Annotated in this window: 17 protein-coding genes and 1 pseudogene; 13 read left to right on the forward strand and 5 right to left on the reverse strand. The window is 70.4% G+C overall.

Translation table 11 applies throughout. From position 1 onward, the window contains the following. Window positions 1–278 precede the first annotated feature (278 nt). The 4 genes from pdhA to E6P78_RS05220 all read left to right on the forward strand — a co-directional run bounded on the left by pdhA (window position 279) and on the right by E6P78_RS05220 (window position 4,570). Window positions 279–1,433, forward strand: a complete 1,155-nt coding sequence (gene pdhA, locus E6P78_RS05205; protein WP_136202269.1) for a pyruvate dehydrogenase (acetyl-transferring) E1 component subunit alpha — start codon at window positions 279–281, stop codon at window positions 1,431–1,433. A gap of 2 nt (window positions 1,434–1,435) precedes the next feature. Beyond that, on the forward strand, window positions 1,436–2,416 hold the full coding sequence (locus tag E6P78_RS05210) for an alpha-ketoacid dehydrogenase subunit beta (protein WP_136202270.1): 981 nt from the start codon (window positions 1,436–1,438) through the stop codon (window positions 2,414–2,416). A 10-nt stretch (window positions 2,417–2,426) separates the two neighbouring features. After that, on the forward strand, window positions 2,427–3,842 hold the full coding sequence (locus E6P78_RS05215; protein WP_136202271.1) for a dihydrolipoamide acetyltransferase family protein: 1,416 nt from the start codon (window positions 2,427–2,429) through the stop codon (window positions 3,840–3,842). Between the two features lie 179 nt (window positions 3,843–4,021). Beyond that, entirely contained in the window at window positions 4,022–4,570 is a 549-nt protein-coding gene (locus E6P78_RS05220) for a hypothetical protein (protein WP_136202272.1), read from the forward strand. Window positions 4,571–4,639: 69 nt separating this feature from the next. On the opposite strand, the gene E6P78_RS05225 is transcribed toward E6P78_RS05220, so the two are convergent. Continuing rightward, window positions 4,640–5,101 carry an ATP-binding protein gene (locus tag E6P78_RS05225; protein ID WP_136202273.1) on the reverse strand — a complete coding sequence of 154 codons (462 nt, stop codon included), beginning with the start codon at window positions 5,099–5,101 and terminating at the stop codon, window positions 4,640–4,642. A 257-nt stretch (window positions 5,102–5,358) separates the two neighbouring features. Between E6P78_RS05225 and E6P78_RS05230 the strand changes: the two genes are divergently transcribed. Genes E6P78_RS05230 through E6P78_RS05240 form a run of 3 tightly spaced genes read left to right on the forward strand, consistent with a single transcriptional unit; the run spans window position 5,359 to window position 6,641 of the window. After that, window positions 5,359–6,240, forward strand: coding sequence for a helix-turn-helix transcriptional regulator (locus E6P78_RS05230; RefSeq protein ID WP_136202274.1), 882 nt, complete (start codon window positions 5,359–5,361; stop codon window positions 6,238–6,240). 5 nt (window positions 6,241–6,245) lie between these two features. Then, a complete protein-coding gene (locus E6P78_RS05235) occupies window positions 6,246–6,452 on the forward strand; it encodes a DUF397 domain-containing protein (RefSeq protein ID WP_136202275.1) in 207 nt (68 codons plus the stop codon). A gap of 9 nt (window positions 6,453–6,461) precedes the next feature. Next, window positions 6,462–6,641, forward strand: a complete 180-nt coding sequence (locus E6P78_RS05240) for a DUF397 domain-containing protein (RefSeq protein ID WP_136202276.1) — start codon at window positions 6,462–6,464, stop codon at window positions 6,639–6,641. 6 nt (window positions 6,642–6,647) lie between these two features. Here E6P78_RS05240 and E6P78_RS05245 read toward each other — a convergent pair whose 3' ends face one another. Both E6P78_RS05245 and E6P78_RS05250 read right to left on the reverse strand, forming a co-directional pair. Next, entirely contained in the window at window positions 6,648–7,196 is a 549-nt protein-coding gene (locus tag E6P78_RS05245) for a putative immunity protein (protein WP_136202277.1), read from the reverse strand. 50 nt (window positions 7,197–7,246) lie between these two features. Further along, window positions 7,247–8,137 carry a helix-turn-helix domain-containing GNAT family N-acetyltransferase gene (locus tag E6P78_RS05250; RefSeq protein WP_136202278.1) on the reverse strand — a complete coding sequence of 297 codons (891 nt, stop codon included), beginning with the start codon at window positions 8,135–8,137 and terminating at the stop codon, window positions 7,247–7,249. Between the two features lie 233 nt (window positions 8,138–8,370). Here E6P78_RS05250 and E6P78_RS05255 point away from each other — a divergent pair, with 233 nt between their 5' ends. After that, the gene (locus E6P78_RS05255) at window positions 8,371–8,685 is read left to right on the forward strand and encodes a hypothetical protein (RefSeq protein WP_136202279.1); all 315 of its coding nucleotides are present in this window, start codon (window positions 8,371–8,373) and stop codon (window positions 8,683–8,685) included. A gap of 21 nt (window positions 8,686–8,706) precedes the next feature. Beyond that, window positions 8,707–8,937, forward strand: a pseudogene (locus E6P78_RS05260) (BtrH N-terminal domain-containing protein); the annotation flags it as partial. 252 nt (window positions 8,938–9,189) lie between these two features. Here E6P78_RS05260 and E6P78_RS05265 read toward each other — a convergent pair. Then, a complete protein-coding gene (locus E6P78_RS05265; RefSeq protein WP_206307723.1) occupies window positions 9,190–10,089 on the reverse strand; it encodes a D-alanyl-D-alanine carboxypeptidase in 900 nt (299 codons plus the stop codon). A gap of 290 nt (window positions 10,090–10,379) precedes the next feature. Here E6P78_RS05265 and E6P78_RS05270 point away from each other — a divergent pair, with 290 nt between their 5' ends. From E6P78_RS05270 to E6P78_RS05280, 3 genes are all read left to right on the forward strand, one after another. Further along, on the forward strand, window positions 10,380–10,700 hold the full coding sequence (locus E6P78_RS05270) for a hypothetical protein (protein ID WP_136202281.1): 321 nt from the start codon (window positions 10,380–10,382) through the stop codon (window positions 10,698–10,700). 144 nt (window positions 10,701–10,844) lie between these two features. Then, window positions 10,845–11,525 carry a GntR family transcriptional regulator gene (locus E6P78_RS05275; protein WP_136202282.1) on the forward strand — a complete coding sequence of 227 codons (681 nt, stop codon included), beginning with the start codon at window positions 10,845–10,847 and terminating at the stop codon, window positions 11,523–11,525. Then, window positions 11,522–12,832, forward strand: a complete 1,311-nt coding sequence (locus E6P78_RS05280; protein WP_136202283.1) for an MFS transporter — start codon at window positions 11,522–11,524, stop codon at window positions 12,830–12,832. The genes E6P78_RS05275 and E6P78_RS05280 overlap by 4 nt, the downstream gene beginning before the upstream one ends. A 73-nt stretch (window positions 12,833–12,905) precedes the next feature. Here the strand turns inward: E6P78_RS05280 and E6P78_RS05285 are convergent, their stop codons facing one another. Beyond that, the gene (locus E6P78_RS05285) at window positions 12,906–13,730 is read right to left on the reverse strand and encodes a maleylpyruvate isomerase family mycothiol-dependent enzyme (RefSeq protein ID WP_136202284.1); all 825 of its coding nucleotides are present in this window, start codon (window positions 13,728–13,730) and stop codon (window positions 12,906–12,908) included. A gap of 184 nt (window positions 13,731–13,914) precedes the next feature. Between E6P78_RS05285 and E6P78_RS05290 the strand changes: the two genes are divergently transcribed. Next, the coding region (locus E6P78_RS05290) for a carbon-nitrogen family hydrolase (RefSeq protein ID WP_136202285.1) at window positions 13,915–14,708 on the forward strand (794 nt) is incomplete at its 3' end.

The following is a 14,708-nucleotide window of genomic DNA, read 5'->3' on the forward strand; positions in this document are numbered from 1 at the left end:
TTCCGGCGGCCTGCGAGGCTGTGACCAGTGCTGTGACCAGCGAGACTCCCCGAATTCCTCGATTTACTTGGATATCCAAGCAAAATCGCAGGTCAGGAAGGGTTTCGCAGTTACGGGACCCACTGGGTAACGTGCCTTGAACAGGGCGCTCGCCGGGGCACCTGTCACGCCTGTTCCCGGACCGAGCGGCACCCACCCCGTGCACGGGTACGGACACAGGCGAGCCGCACTGGTCTCCCGGCAGACCCCGGGGGCCGGACCGACGGAGGAGCACGCACGTGACCGTGGAGAGCACTGCTGCCGCGCGCAAACCGCGACGCAGCAGCAAGCGGACCAGCGCCGCGAAAACGCCCGCGAAGGGTTCCGCACCCGAACTCGTACAGCTGCTGACGCCCGAGGGCGAGCGCGTCGAGCACCCGGACTACTCGATCGACCTGACCGCGGAAGAGCTGCGCGGCCTGTACCGGGACATGGTCCTCACCCGCCGCTTCGACGCCGAGGCCACCGCGCTCCAGCGTCAGGGCGAGCTGGGCCTGTGGGCCTCCCTGCTGGGCCAGGAGGCCGCCCAGATCGGCTCCGGCCGCGCCCTGCGCGACGACGACTACGTCTTCCCGACCTACCGCGAGCACGGTGTGGCCTGGTGCCGGGGCGTCGACCCGACCAACCTGCTCGGGATGTTCCGCGGTGTGAACCACGGCGGCTGGGACCCGAACACCAACAACTTCCACCTGTACACCATCGTCATCGGCTCGCAGACCCTGCACGCCACCGGTTACGCCATGGGCGTGGCCAAGGACGGCGCGGACTCGGCCGTGATCGCGTACTTCGGTGACGGCGCCTCCAGCCAGGGCGACGTCGCGGAGGCGTTCACCTTCTCCGCGGTGTACAACGCCCCGGTCGTCTTCTTCTGCCAGAACAACCAGTGGGCGATCTCCGAGCCCACCGAGAAGCAGACCCGCGTCCCGCTCTACCAGCGCGCCCAGGGCTTCGGCTTCCCCGGCGTCCGGGTCGACGGCAACGACGTCCTGGCCTGCCTGGCCGTCACCCGTTCCGCCCTGGAGCGGGCCCGGCGCGGCGAGGGCCCGACCCTGGTCGAGGCGTTCACGTACCGCATGGGCGCGCACACCACCTCCGACGACCCGACGAAGTACCGGGCCGACGAGGAGCGCGCGTCCTGGGAGGCGAAGGACCCGATCCTGCGCCTGCGCACGTACCTGGAGAAGCAGGGCGCGGCCGACGAGGCGTTCTTCACCGCCCTCGAAGAGGAGAGCGAGACCCTGGGCAAGCGGGTCCGCGAGGCGGTACGGGCCATGCCCGACCCGGACCGGATGGCGCTGTTCGACCACGCCTATGCCGACGGCAGCCCCCTCGTGGACGAGGAGCGCGCCGAGTTCGCCGCCTACCAGGCATCGTTCGCCGAGGAGGGCAAGTAGCCATGGCCGTGGAAAAGATGTCCATCGCGAAGGCGCTCAACGAGTCGCTGCGCAAGGCCCTCGACACCGACCCCAAGGTCCTCATCATGGGCGAGGACGTCGGCAAGCTGGGCGGGGTCTTCCGGATCACCGACGGCCTCCAGAAGGACTTCGGCGAGGACCGGGTCATCGACACCCCGCTCGCCGAGTCCGGCATCGTCGGTACGGCGATCGGCCTGGCCCTGCGCGGCTACCGGCCCGTCGTGGAGATCCAGTTCGACGGCTTCGTCTTCCCCGCGTACGACCAGATCGTCACCCAGCTCGCGAAGATGCACGCCCGCGCGCTCGGCAAGATCAAGCTCCCGGTCGTCGTGCGGATTCCCTACGGCGGCGGCATCGGCGCCGTCGAGCACCACAGCGAGTCGCCCGAGGCGCTGTTCGCGCACGTCGCGGGGCTGAAGGTGGTCTCCCCGTCCAACGCGTCGGACGCGTACTGGATGATGCAGCAGGCCGTCCAGAGCGACGACCCGGTCATCTTCTTCGAGCCGAAGCGCCGCTACTGGGACAAGGGCGAGGTCGACACCGATTCCATCCCCGGCGCGCTGCACGCCGCGTCCGTCGCCCGCACCGGCACGGACCTGACGCTCGCCGCGTACGGCCCGATGGTGAAGGTCTGCCTGGAGGCCGCCGCGGCTGCCCAGGAGGAGGGCAAGTCGATCGAGGTCGTGGACCTGCGCTCGATGTCCCCGATCGACTTCGACACCATCCAGGCATCCGTCGAGAAGACCCGCCGGCTGGTCGTGGTCCACGAGGCGCCGGTGTTCTACGGCTCCGGTGCCGAGATCGCCGCCCGCATCACGGAGCGGTGCTTCTACCACCTGGAGGCGCCCGTGCTGAGGGTCGGCGGCTACCACGTCCCGTACCCGCCGGCGCGGCTGGAGGACGAGTACCTGCCGGGCCTCGACCGCGTGCTCGACGCCGTCGACCGCTCGCTGGCGTACTGAGGACAGGGGCGTGACTACGATGACCGACACTTCCAACGCCGCACGCTTCCGTGAGTTCAAGATGCCCGACGTGGGCGAGGGACTGACCGAGGCCGAGATCCTCAAGTGGTTCGTCCAGCCCGGCGACACCGTCACCGACGGCCAGGTCGTCTGCGAGGTCGAGACGGCGAAGGCGGCCGTGGAGCTGCCGATCCCGTTCGACGGGGTCGTCCACGAGCTGCGCTTCCCCGAGGGCACCACCGTCGACGTCGGCCAGGTGATCATCGCGGTGGACGTGGCGCCGGGTTCCGCGCCCGAGGCGCCCGCCGCGACGCCCGAGCCGGCTCCGGAACCCGAGGCCGAGGAGGCCCCGAAGGGCCGCCAGCCGGTTCTGGTGGGCTACGGCGTGGCCGAGTCCTCCACGAAGCGGCGGGCCCGCAAGGGCGCCGAGACCGCACCCCCGGCCGCCGTGCCCGCCGCGGTCCAGGGCGAGCTGAACGGCCAGGGCACCGCCGCCCCGGTCCCGGAGGCCCGCCCGCTGGCCAAGCCGCCGGTGCGCAAGCTCGCGAAGGACCTGGGCATCGACCTGGCGACGGTGACCCCGACCGGCGCCGGCGGTGTCATCACCCGCGAGGACGTGCACGCGGCGGCGACGCCGGCCCCGGTGGTGGAGCCGGAGCCTTCCGTCGCACCTCCGGCACCTCAGGAGGCCGCGGTGCCTTCGGCCGCTCCCGTCGAGGTGGGCGCCCGGGAGACCCGTATCCCGGTCAAGGGCGTGCGCAAGGCCATCGCGCAGGCGATGGTCGGCAGCGCGTTCACGGCTCCGCACGTCACCGAGTTCGTGACCGTCGACGTGACGCGCACGATGAAGCTGGTGGCGGAGCTGAAGGAGGACAAGGACATGGCGGGGGTGAGGGTCAACCCGCTCCTCATCATCGCCAAGGCCCTCCTGGTCGCGATCAAGCGGAACCCCGGGGTCAACGCGGTCTGGGACGAGGCGAACCAGGAGATCGTCCAGAAGCACTACGTGAACCTGGGCATCGCCGCCGCCACTCCGCGCGGCCTGATCGTCCCGAACATCAAGGACGCGCACGACCGGACGCTCCCGCAGCTGGCGGCGTCCCTGGGCGAGCTGGTCGCCACGGCCCGCGACGGTAAGACGTCTCCGGCCGCGATGGCGGGCGGCACGGTGACCATCACCAACGTGGGCGTCTTCGGCGTCGACACCGGTACGCCGATCCTCAACCCGGGCGAGTCCGCGATCCTCGCGGTCGGCGCGATCAAGCTCCAGCCCTGGGTCCACAAGGGCAAGGTGAAGCCGCGTCAGGTGACGACGCTGGCCCTGTCGTTCGACCACCGTCTGATCGACGGCGAGCTGGGCTCCAGGTTCCTGGCGGACATCGCCGCGATCCTGGAGCAGCCGAAGCGGCTGATCACCTGGGCGTAGGCGCCTTGGTGGTACGTGTGTGAGGGGCCCGCGTGAAGTCTGCGCGGGCCCTTTGCCATGTCCGGGGCGTGTGAGGTGGCCCGGACGCAACTTTCGCGGACCCGCACCGCCGCCCCGTACGACGACTACTGTAAGGACGCGTGACACTACTGAACGCAGTCAACTGAGGGAGAAATGCCGTGACTTCGACCTGCGACCCCAAGCACGCTCCCGCCGGTGACGTGGACGCGGCGCTCCTGATGATCGACTCCCGGCTCAAGAGCGTCTACGAGGGCGGCGCCGGGACCGATCCCGAGCACAAGGTGCTGATCGAGCAGTTCACCGCTTCCCTGGGTCCCGGCGGAATCGATGACGTACTCGACGGCACGTGCACGATCATCTACATGTTCATGACCTGGCTGCGGAAGGCTCACGAAGAGCACGACAAGGATGTCATCGAGTACGTGGTGCCCGGTTTCGTGACCTCGATGCGCAGGATGCCGAGGAGCGTTCCCCGGGAGGTCATTCCCACCATGACCGCCCTGGTCGTCGCCGCGGGCACCGGTCTGAGCCCCAACCTGTGGCGCAAGCAGTACGGAGACTGGACGATCGCGGAGATGACTCCTCTGGAGGCCACCGCGTTCCTGCTCGCGGAGCAGATCAACCGCATCGCCGACGACCGCGAGTTCGCCGTCCGGATGATCGCCGAAGCCCTGAATCGCGCGGACGCGGACGCGGACGAGGCCTGACGCCATCACGGGCGCATCCACCGCGCCCACTTGGCTTCCGGCTCCCCGCCGACGTTGCTCGGGCGGACTTCACCGCGCGGTTGCGGGGGTCATCGACATGCCCGATTGGCGGAGGGTGAGTTCCGCGAACACGGTCTTCCCGACGGTGCGCGGCTCGACGCCCCAGCGGTCGGCGACCGCGGCGACGATGAGGAGCCCGCGTCCGTAGCACTCGTTGCTGTCGGCTGAGCGGAGCCCGGGCAGCCGCTCGCCCCGGGGGTCGGTGACCTCGATGCGGAGCGCGCCGGCGGTGAGGGTGAGATGCACCCGGAAGAGCCGCCCGCGCAGGCTTCCGTGCAGCAGGGCGTTGGTGGCCAACTCGCTGACCAGGAGGGCTACCTCCCCGGCGCGCTGCGGGTGCCCCCAGGCGGTGACGAGTCGCGCGGCGCGCCTGCGGGCGAGGGTGACGCTGCGTGCGGTGGGCGTGTAGTCGAGGCGGTCCTCGTGGAGCGGGGGCTCGGGGACGGGCGTCTCTTCGGGGGCTGCGGTCATGGTCGCGCGCCTTTCTGGGGTCGGGTGCGGTGGGTGGTGGGCGGCGGTGGCAGTGCCGGGCCTGCGCGCGGTTGCGGTTGCGGTTGGGCAGGGCGGTGCGCTTCCGCCGCGAGTCGCTGCGTAATCGATGTGCCACTGAAAGTAGTGGAACCTTCTCTGAGGCAGCAAGTGATTCGCGCAGAGAATTTTCTGCCCTAATTGGTGTTCGATGGTTCGGGGTCTCAGACTGGTGCGGACTGCGCGGGAGGGAGTTGGCTGTGGCGGGTAACAGTCCGGATCGGGGGCGTACGGTTTCGACCGTGCTCGGACGCCGCCTGGGTGGCGAACTGCTGCGAATGCGGGAGGCGCGCTCGTTGCGCCAGTCGCACGCTGCGGAGGCGCTCACCGCGTCGGTTGCCAAGGTCGCGAAGATCGAGCGTGGGCTCGTTCCGATCCGGGACCCGGACGTCCGGGCCCTGTGCCACCTCTACGGCGAGGCGGACGAGGCCATGCTGGGCAGGCTGCTGGCGCTTGCCAAGGCAGATCGGGAGCGCCGCAAGGCGAGCGGCTGGTGGAACCAGTACCCGGGACTCCACGCGATGGTCGAGTACGTGGCGTTGGAGGACATCGCCACGGGCCTCCGTACCTGGCAACTCGCCATCGTGCCGGGCCTATTGCAGACGCCGGACTACGCACGGGCGCTTGCGGTGGGGAATGGCTCCTGGGAGGACCCCGACGAGATCGAGCCTTTCGTCGAGGCGCGTATGGCCCGACAAGCCCGCCTGACCGGCGACCGCCCGTTGGAGCTGTGGGCGCTCGTGCAGGAGAGTGCCCTCCGCCAACTCGTCGGCGGCCGCCAAGTGATGAGGGAGCAGCTTGGTCACCTGCTGGACATGGCCCGGCGCCCAAACGTGAAGCTTCAGGTCATGCCGTACCTCGCGGGCGCGCACCCCGGCATGACGAGTGCTTTCACCATCGTGTCCTTTGCCGAACCTGGGGCGCTCGACGTGGTCCACATGGATACCACCTCGACCACTCTTTGGCTGGAGAGCGATACTGATGCCGAGCGTCACGACAGGCTCTTCGATCGCATGACCCGAGTCGCGCTCGCGCAGCGCAACTCGTTGGCGCTCATCGACGGAATCTTCAAGGAGCTGTAGACCGCGTGCCCGCGTACGAGTTCGTCAAGTCCAGCTACAGCGGAGGCAACGCCGGGCAGGAGTGCGTCGAGGTGGCGCGCAACGTCCCCGGCGCGGTCGCCGTGCGGGACTCCAAGCGGACAGCCGGTGGCGTACTGGTGGTCGCCCCTGCCTCGTGGGACGCTTTTCAGCGTGAGCTGAGCAAGCCGTCCGGCGCGGGAGCCGACGGCTGAGGGGGTTGTATGTCTGAGTTCCAGTTCATCAAGTCCAGTTACAGCACCCTGGAGAAGGACTGCGTCGAGGTCGCCCGTAACGTCCCCGGCGCGGTCGCCGTACGCGATTCCAAGCAGACGGACGGTCCCGTCGTCGTCCTCGCCCCCACCGCGTGGGACGCCTTCCAGGTGATCCTGCTCCAGGCGTAGGGGCGGTCACCGCGTAGAGGTCAGCGCACGCAGGTCCCTGTCCAGTGCGCGGATCAGCTCGCCGACCCGCCCGCCACCACCCGGCGCAGCCGGGAAGCGCTTGAGCACGTCGACGGCGGTCGGCGTCGCGCGTCGCACCACGTGCTCCAGGTGCCGGGAGCCCACGCTTCGATCGTCGTCGGCGACGAGTTCGGCCGCTCGGGCCGCATGCGCACCGGCTCCGAGGATGTGCTTGACCTGGGTGGCCTTGGCCAAGGGGTGCAGATACGCGGCGGCTGCCGCCGACATCGCCGCCCAAGCCGCCTCACGGGCAGCCGTGGTGTCCGTACCCTTCGCCGCCTTGAGGGCCGCCGACGCCGTATCGCGCAGGGCCTTTCCTCGTTCGCCGCCCCGGGCGAACGCCCACGCGGCTTCGACGGCGTCGCGAGGCCGTGAATCGTCCGGCTGATCCGCCTCGAACGTCCCCAGCGCCGCTTCGGCGCACATCGCGGCGAACGCGGTGACCTCGCGTAGGTCCTGCTTGCTCAGAACGATCGCGCTCGCTTCACCCGTCATCGTTTTACCTTCCATGGCTGCGAGCGGCGGTTTGGGTGGCCCCCTCCCCCTCACGCCTCCCGCGCGATTCGCTTCTCGAACCAGTGGTGGGCGTACGGCTCGTCGTTGAAGGCCGGAATCTCGGTGTAGCCGCTGGTGCGGTAGAGGTGGAGGGCCGCTGTCAGGGCCTTGTTGGTGTCGAGCCGGACCAGGTCTCTGCCGTGGCCGGCGGCGTGCGCTTCGAGGGTGGTCAGGAGCCGCTTGGCCAGGCCGAGGCCCCGGGCGCGGGGGGAGACCCACAGGCGTTTGATCTCCGCCGGTGCGTCGGCCGGCAGCTTGAGGCCGGCGGCGCCCACCGGTTCGCCGTGCAGGCGGGCGACGAGGAAGAGGCCGCGAGGGCTGCGGAGTTCGCCCGGGTCGGGCAGGAGGCTGTTCGCCGGGTCGAAGCCGAAGAGGGCGCCCAGCTCGTCCGCGAAGCCGCGCAGGCAGTGGATGGCGTCCGGGTGGTCGGGGTCGAGGACGTCCAGGGAGACCACGGAGGCGGTCAGCAGCCGCTCGACCTCTTCCATGGCGCCGAGCAGCCGGTCCCGCTGCCGGGCGTCGAGCGGGTCGAGCAGGGACGCGGCGAGCGCGTCGCTACGGGCGTCGAGCATGGCCCGCTCCTGCCACCCGGCGTCGGTCAGCCGCACGGTGCGTACCCGCCGGTCCTCGGGGTGGGTCTCGACGGCGACGAGGCCGTCACGCTCCAGGGCCCGCAGGAGCCGGCTCGCGTACCCGGAGTCGAGCCCGAGCCGGGCCCGTACGCTCCGCACGTCGTGCGTCTCCCCGTCCCCGATCTGCCAGAGCAGCCGCGCCTGCCCGTAGGGGCGCGTGCCGTCCAGGTAGTGGTCCTGCAGGACGCCCACGCGCTCGGCGACCGTCCGGTTGAAGCGTCGTACTTGCTCGATCTGGTCCGCTGCCATTCTCTGACTTTAGTCAGGCAATTACGTCGCGGGCAACTGGTGCTGTCCCCGGCGACCCCTATCACAGTCGGGGGTGGGGGCCGGTCAAACCCTCTGCGGCGTAGGCCCGTTCGGCATCAGGCGGTAACGTTTCCCGGCGAGTTGCCGGTGTGCCCGGCTGCTCGGGTGAGGGGAAGCCGGAGCATGAGCGGAGGGGGCCAAGGGTGGGGAACCTAGGGAAATACCAGGACATCGTGGTGCTTGCCAGTCGAGTGGGCGGCGTCGATAACCTGGTCAAGAACATCGGAAAGGCTGCCGTCGCGAAGGCGGCGCCAGTCATCGGTAAGGCTGCCGTCGCGAAGGCGGCGCCGAAGATCTATTGCATGGGCGCCGGGGCCGGGGCGCTGGGCACGTTGGCGGCGGGCGGGGTCGCCGTTGCCGTGAGGAACGCGTGGCGCGAGAAGAGGGCCCGCGAGGCGTGCGCGAAAGAGGCGGGAGAGCAGACTGAGACTGCCGGCCAGGAGTCGGTGAACTCGGGTGGCGTCACTTCTGCGACCCCAGCCCCTTAGCAGGATGTGCCGCATGGTCATGTGGAAGGCGTCGAGGCACGCGAAACGCAGCACTGCGAGACGACCGCGCTGGGGGTTCTGCTGCGGCATGAGGGGATCGACCTCTCCGAGCCCATGCTGTTCGGGCTCGGGGGTGGGTTGTCGTTCGTCTACTGGGACAGCAAGGCCATGGGGTTCCCCTTTCTCGGGGGCCGGGTCAAGCCGTTCGAGCTGACCCGGCCCCTGGCCTCCGTACTCGGGGCCGAGCTGGTCGGGCCGGGGCCCGGGCCGTCCACGCGCTTCTTGGTTTTCGTACGGACCCGGCACCCTCGACAGCCGGGACCGGCGGTGCCTGGACGACGCGCAGTCCCTGGTCGTCTGCTGCAAGTACGGGTACCCGTACGGGGCGTCGAACGTCGGGATCGTGGTCTTCGACGCCGCCTCCGTGCGCTGAGGCGCGAAACGAACGGGCCCCGCACGCCGTGGCGTGCGGGGCCCCTTCTTCGTGCAACCGAACTCACTGGCCTACTTCTTGAAGCCGTAGTCCATCAGCTTCTTGGCGTCCGCGGTGCGGGTCGCCTCCGAGGTGGACGTCAGGACCGTACCGATCACCGTCTTGCCCTTGCGGGTCGCGGCGAAGACCAGGCAGTACTTGGCCGCCGGGCCGGAGCCCGTCTTCACGCCGATCGCGCCGCTGTACGTGCCGAGCAGCTTGTTCGTGTTGGTCCACGACATGTAGCGGTAGCCGCCGGTCTTGGTCGTGACCTTCTGCTTCGTCGACTTCGTCTTCACGACCGTGCGGAACGCGGAGTACTTCATCGCGCTGCTCGCGAGCTTCGTCAGGTCGCGCGGGGTCGAGTAGTTGGACCCGTTCCCTATGCCGTCGAACGAGTCGAAGTGCGTGTTCTTCAGGCCGAGCGTCTTGGCGGTGCTGTTCATCTTGCCGATGAACGACTTCACGCGCGCCGCGCGCGTGGAGCCGGAGCCGAACTTGTCGGCCAGCGCGTACGCGGCGTCGCAGCCCGACGGCAGCATCAGGCCGTACAGCAGCTGACGGACGGTGACCTTGTCGCCGACGATCAGGCGGGCCGAGGACGCGCCCTTGGAGACGATGTAGTCGCTGTACGCCTTCTGGATCGTGACCTTGGAGTCCAGGTTCAGGCCCTTCTGGGCCAGCACCACCCGGGCGGTCATGATCTTCGTGGTGGAACCGGTGGAGCGGCGGGTGTCCGCGGCCTTGGTGAACAGGGCCTTTCCGGTGCCGTTGTTCATCACGAAGCCGCCCTTGGCGACGATCGAGGGCGCCTTCGGCGTGGCGGCCTGCGCCGTGGAGGCGAACGCGCCGCCCGCGAGGAGGGCGCCCGTCGTGAGGGCCACCGTGGCGGTTGCGGAAGCGCGCCTTATGCCCTTAATGCCGAGTTTCAACTTAAACGCTCCAAATGCCCCTGGAATGCGGCCACATGAGGGTGCCGCTGCGCTGATAAGACGTATGACCGCACCCCATGGTTGTGGTCCACGGGGGGGTGATTTTTTACGACATCCGGGGCCGGGGGCGGGCCTGTGGAGTCCGCTCGGCGGTCGGGTGCGGTGGCCAGGGGCTACCATCGGCGTCACATCCGAGGCCCTGTGCGGGAGGTCCGGCACGGGGATCGGCGAGCCGGCCCGACGCACCGCAGCGACAGGTGCGCCGAGCGCCCCAGAGGCCGGAGGTAACCGTGGACGATGTCGTGCGTGCGCAGGAGTCCGTCAGGGCGTACGGCGAGCTTCTCGCCCTCGCCGAGCGCCTGGAGGTGCTGCGGCAACTGGGCGAGAACGGGGTCGAGGCGCATACGACGGCCGCCCTGCACGCCGTCCGGTTCGCCGCGACGATCCTGTGGCGGACCGTGCCGGACGTTCCGCCGCCCGCCTACCGGCAGGACGACGAGCGGCTGCTCGAACTGGCCGCGCACTGGCGCGAGGCGGCGCTCGGCCTGGGCGAGTTCGCACCCCAGAGGCCCGTGCTCCGACTCGTGGGGGACGACACCCCGCCGACGTAGGAGGGTGGCGGCTCGGCGCGGAGTTCGCGCGGACCGCCGCCGCGTACGGCCGCAGGGCCTCTCGGCGCTCGGGCCGGAACAGGTCTGCGCCCACATCGTGGGACGGGTGACCGCTTGCGTGCAGGTTGTATCTATGCTGTGTGCATGCCTGCCCCCGCACCCGCCGCGTCCCCCGCCCGCCCGCCCGTGAAGCGGCCCCCGGCCGCCGAGCGCGTCTACACACACGTCAAGGACGCGGTCCTGGACCGCCGTTACGAAGGCGGCACGCTGCTGACCGAAGGCGACCTCGCGGAGGCCGTGGGGGTCTCGCGTACGCCGGTGCGCGAGGCGCTGCTGCGGCTGGAGGTCGAGGGGCTGATCAAGCTCTACCCCAAGAAGGGCGCCCTGGTCCTCGCCGTCTCCGCCCAGGAGATCTCGGACGTGGTGGAGACCCGGCTGCTCGTCGAGGAGTTCGCCGCGCGCAAGGCCGTGCCCGCCTCCACGCAGCTCATCAGCCGGCTGGAAGGGTTGCTGGAGGAGCAGCGGCAGTTCTCGGAGGCGGGCGATCTGGCCGCCGTCTCCGTGAAGGACCGCTGCTTCCACGCCGAGATCGTCCGCCACGCGGGCAACGAGATCCTGTCCCGGCTCTACGACCAGCTGCGCGACCGGCAGCTGCGGATGGGCGTCGCCGTCATGGAGGCCCACCCCGGCAGGATCGCCGCCAACATCGCGGAGCACAGCGAGCTGCTGGAGGCGATCAGGGCCGGGGACGCGGAAGGCGCCGCGCAGGTCGTGCGCCGCCACGTCAGCAGGGTCAAGGTGCTGGTCCGGGGTGAGGACCGGTGAGTTCCGCCGCCGCACCCACCCTGCATCTGCCCGGTGACCCGCCCGGCGGCCGGCGTGCCGCCCGGATCTGGGGCATCGGTGTCGCCGTCTACTTCGTCGCCATCATCTTCCGCACCAGCCTCGGCGTCGCCGGACTCGACGCCGCCGACCGGTTCGACGTCAACGCCTCGGCGCTCTCCACCTTCTCCATCCTCCAGCTCCTGGTCTACGCGGGCATGCAGATACCCGTCGGCCTGATGGTCGACCGGCTCGGCACGAAGAAGGTCCTCGCCCTCGGGGCCGTCCTGTTCACGCTCGGCCAGCTCGGCTTCGCGCTCTCCCCCTCGTACGGCACCGCGCTCGCCTCCCGCGCGCTGCTGGGCTGCGGCGACGCGATGACGTTCATCAGCGTGCTGCGGCTGGGCGCGCGCTGGTTCCCCGCCCGGCGCGGCCCGCTGATCGGGCAGGTCGCCGCCCTCTTCGGCATGGCGGGCAACCTCGTCTCGACGCTGGTCATCGCCCGCGCCCTGCACGGCTTCGGCTGGACCACCACTTTCGTCGGCAGCTCACTGGCCGGGGTCGTGGTGCTGGTGCTGCTCCTGCTCTTCCTGAAGGACCACCCCGAGGGGCACGAGCCGCAGCCCGCGCAGCACGCCGGCGGGACGTACGTACGCAAGCAGATCGCCGCCGCCTGGCGGGAGCCCGGCACCCGGCTCGGGATGTGGGTGCACTTCACGACGCAGTTCCCGGCCATGGTGTTCCTGCTGCTGTGGGGCATGCCGTTCCTGGTCGAGGACCAGGGGCTGAGCCGGGGGACCGCCGGCGAGCTGCTGACCCTGGTGGTGCTCTCCAACATGGCGGTCGGGCTCGTCTACGGCCAGGTCATCGCCCGGCACCACGCGGCCCGCATCCCCCTCGCGCTGGGCACGGTCGGGACGACGGCCGTCCTGTGGGCGTCGGCCATCTTCCGCCCCGGGGACCACGCGCCGATGTGGCTGCTGGTCGTCCTGTGCGTGGTGCTCGGCGCCTGCGGGCCCGCCTCGATGATCGGCTTCGACTTCTCCCGCCCGGCCAACCCGCCCGAGCGCCAGGGCACCGCGTCCGGCATCGTCAACATGGGCGGCTTCGTCGCCTCGATGACCACGCTGCTGGCCGTCGGTGTGCTGCTGGACGCGACCGGCGACAACTACCGCGTCGCGTTCGCCTCCGTCTTCGTCCTGGAAGCGCTCGGGGTCGCCCAGATCCTGCGGCTGCGCGCGAAGGCCGCGCACCGGGAGCGGGAGCACCACGTGATCAGCCGCGTGGAGGCCGTGCACGTCCCCGTGTGAGCACCCCGGACATGGCGGCGCGCCCGTCCCCCCTGCGGGGGCGGGCGCCGCTGTCGCCGTGTACTGCCTCGTTCTACGGGGTGAGTGCGAAGTGCTGGAGGATGGCGGCCACCAGGTCCTGATCGCCCTCGGTCTTGACCCGGTCCGCGACCGCGCCCGCCCGCACCCGTCCGCAGGCCAGCCGGACGTACGTCTCCCAGTCCATCGACAGCGTCGCGGCCGGGCCGAGCGACGGAGCACCGTCCACCGAACCGCGGCCCTCGGCGTCGACCCGGACCGTGCGCAGGAACTCCACCGGACCGTGCACGTCCAGCACCACCGCCGAGTTGGGCGGGGCGCCCGCGCTCTTGGCCACCACCTTCGGCAGCCCCATCAGCAGGACGTCGCGGGCGATAGCGGCGCCGGGGGAGTCCAGGTTGCCGGGCTTGCCCAGCGCCGTACGCAGATCCTGCTCGTGCACCCAGACGTCGAACGCGCGCATCCGCAGCGCCGTCTCAAGGGTCTGCTCGGCACCCAGCGGGGCCCGTGTCATGGTCTCCGGATCACGCGTCTCGTTGCGCAGCTGCCGGGCCCGGCGGATGATCGTGTACTCCAGCTCGGAGGTCATCTCCGGCGCGGTGTGGTGGCGCCTGACGTCGACCTGCATCTCCATGTAGCGGGCGAAGTCGCTCTGTACGTGGTAGAGATCGCGCGGCAGGGTGTGGATCGGACGCGGGTCGCCGAGCTGTTCGCACTCCATGCCGATGATGTGCGAGACGATGTCGCGCACCGACCAGTTGGGGCAGGGCGTACGGCCGTTCCACTCTCCCTCGGTGAGCGGGCTCACCAACTCGACTATCGACTCGATGGAGTGGGTCCAGGCGTCGGCGTAGGTCTGGAGGCTGGGATGGACGGTCACGGGACCCCTCGTGCGGTTCTGCGGTGCATGGGCTGGAGAACTGGGCGCGGACGGTCGGGCTGCGGGCTGTGAGCGGCGATGGGCTTCGTTGGCTAAGTTACGCTGCGAGCAGGCACCCCGGCAGTGCTTTCGTGTGACGATCGTAGGCCCGTGTTGACGGCCCGAATGCCAGGACGGTGGTAGTGTGCGCGCCTCCCTCATCCAGATCGCAGTAGACCCGGACGAACCCGTCGGTTCCCGCAGGGAACGCGCCGCTTCCCTGGTCGCGGAACAGCGGGGCGCGGACCTGGTGGTGCTCCCCGAGCTGTGGCCGGTGGGGGCCTTCGCGTACAAGTCGTTCGAGGACGAGGCCGAACCGCTGACGGGCCCGACGCACGCGGTCATGGCCGAGGCGGCCGCCGGTGCCGGGGTCTGGCTGCACGCCGGCTCCTTCGTGGAGCGGGCCGGTGACGGCACCCTCTACAACACCACGCTCGTCTTCACGCCCGAGGGCGAACGGGCCGCCGCCTACCGCAAGGTCCACCGCTTCGGCTTCGACCAGGGCGAGGCGGTCATGATGGGCGCCGGTGAGGATCTGGTGACCGTCGCCCTCCCGCAGACCACCCTCGGCCTCGCCACCTGCTACGACCTCCGCTTCCCGGAGATGTTCCGGGGCCTGGTCGACGCCGGCGCCGAAACCCTGGTCGTCGCGGCCGGCTGGCCGGAGCGCCGCCGCGCCCACTGGAGCCTGCTCGCCCGCGCCCGGGCCGTCGAGAACCAGGCGTACGTCCTGGCCGTCGGCTCCGCCGGCACCCACGCCGGTATCCAGCAGGCCGGGCACAGCGTCGTCGTCGACCCGTGGGGCGAGGTGCTTGCCGAGGCGGGAGCGGACGAGGAGGTGCTGACCGTCGAGTTCGACCCGGCCAAGGTCGCCGCGACGCGGGAGCAGTTCCCGGCCCTCAAGGACCGGCGGCTTGGGCTGGACGCACCGAAGGCCCG

It is taken from the genome of Streptomyces sp. A0958 (assembly GCF_004795035.1).
Taxonomy (GTDB): domain Bacteria; phylum Actinomycetota; class Actinomycetes; order Streptomycetales; family Streptomycetaceae; genus Streptomyces.

Excerpts from the sequence above, each read along its gene's own strand:
- E6P78_RS05210 (WP_136202270.1), top strand. The coding sequence starts at position 1,436 with ATGGCCGTGGAAAAGATGTCCATCGCGAAGGCGCTCAACGAGTCGCTG.
- E6P78_RS05225 (WP_136202273.1), bottom strand. The coding sequence starts at position 5,101 with ATGACCGCAGCCCCCGAAGAGACGCCCGTCCCCGAGCCCCCGCTCCAC.
- E6P78_RS05240 (WP_136202276.1), top strand. The coding sequence starts at position 6,462 with ATGTCTGAGTTCCAGTTCATCAAGTCCAGTTACAGCACCCTGGAGAAG.
- E6P78_RS05245 (WP_136202277.1), bottom strand. The coding sequence starts at position 7,196 with ATGACGGGTGAAGCGAGCGCGATCGTTCTGAGCAAGCAGGACCTACGC.
- E6P78_RS05250 (WP_136202278.1), bottom strand. The coding sequence starts at position 8,137 with ATGGCAGCGGACCAGATCGAGCAAGTACGACGCTTCAACCGGACGGTC.
- E6P78_RS05275 (WP_136202282.1), top strand. The coding sequence starts at position 10,845 with ATGCCTGCCCCCGCACCCGCCGCGTCCCCCGCCCGCCCGCCCGTGAAG.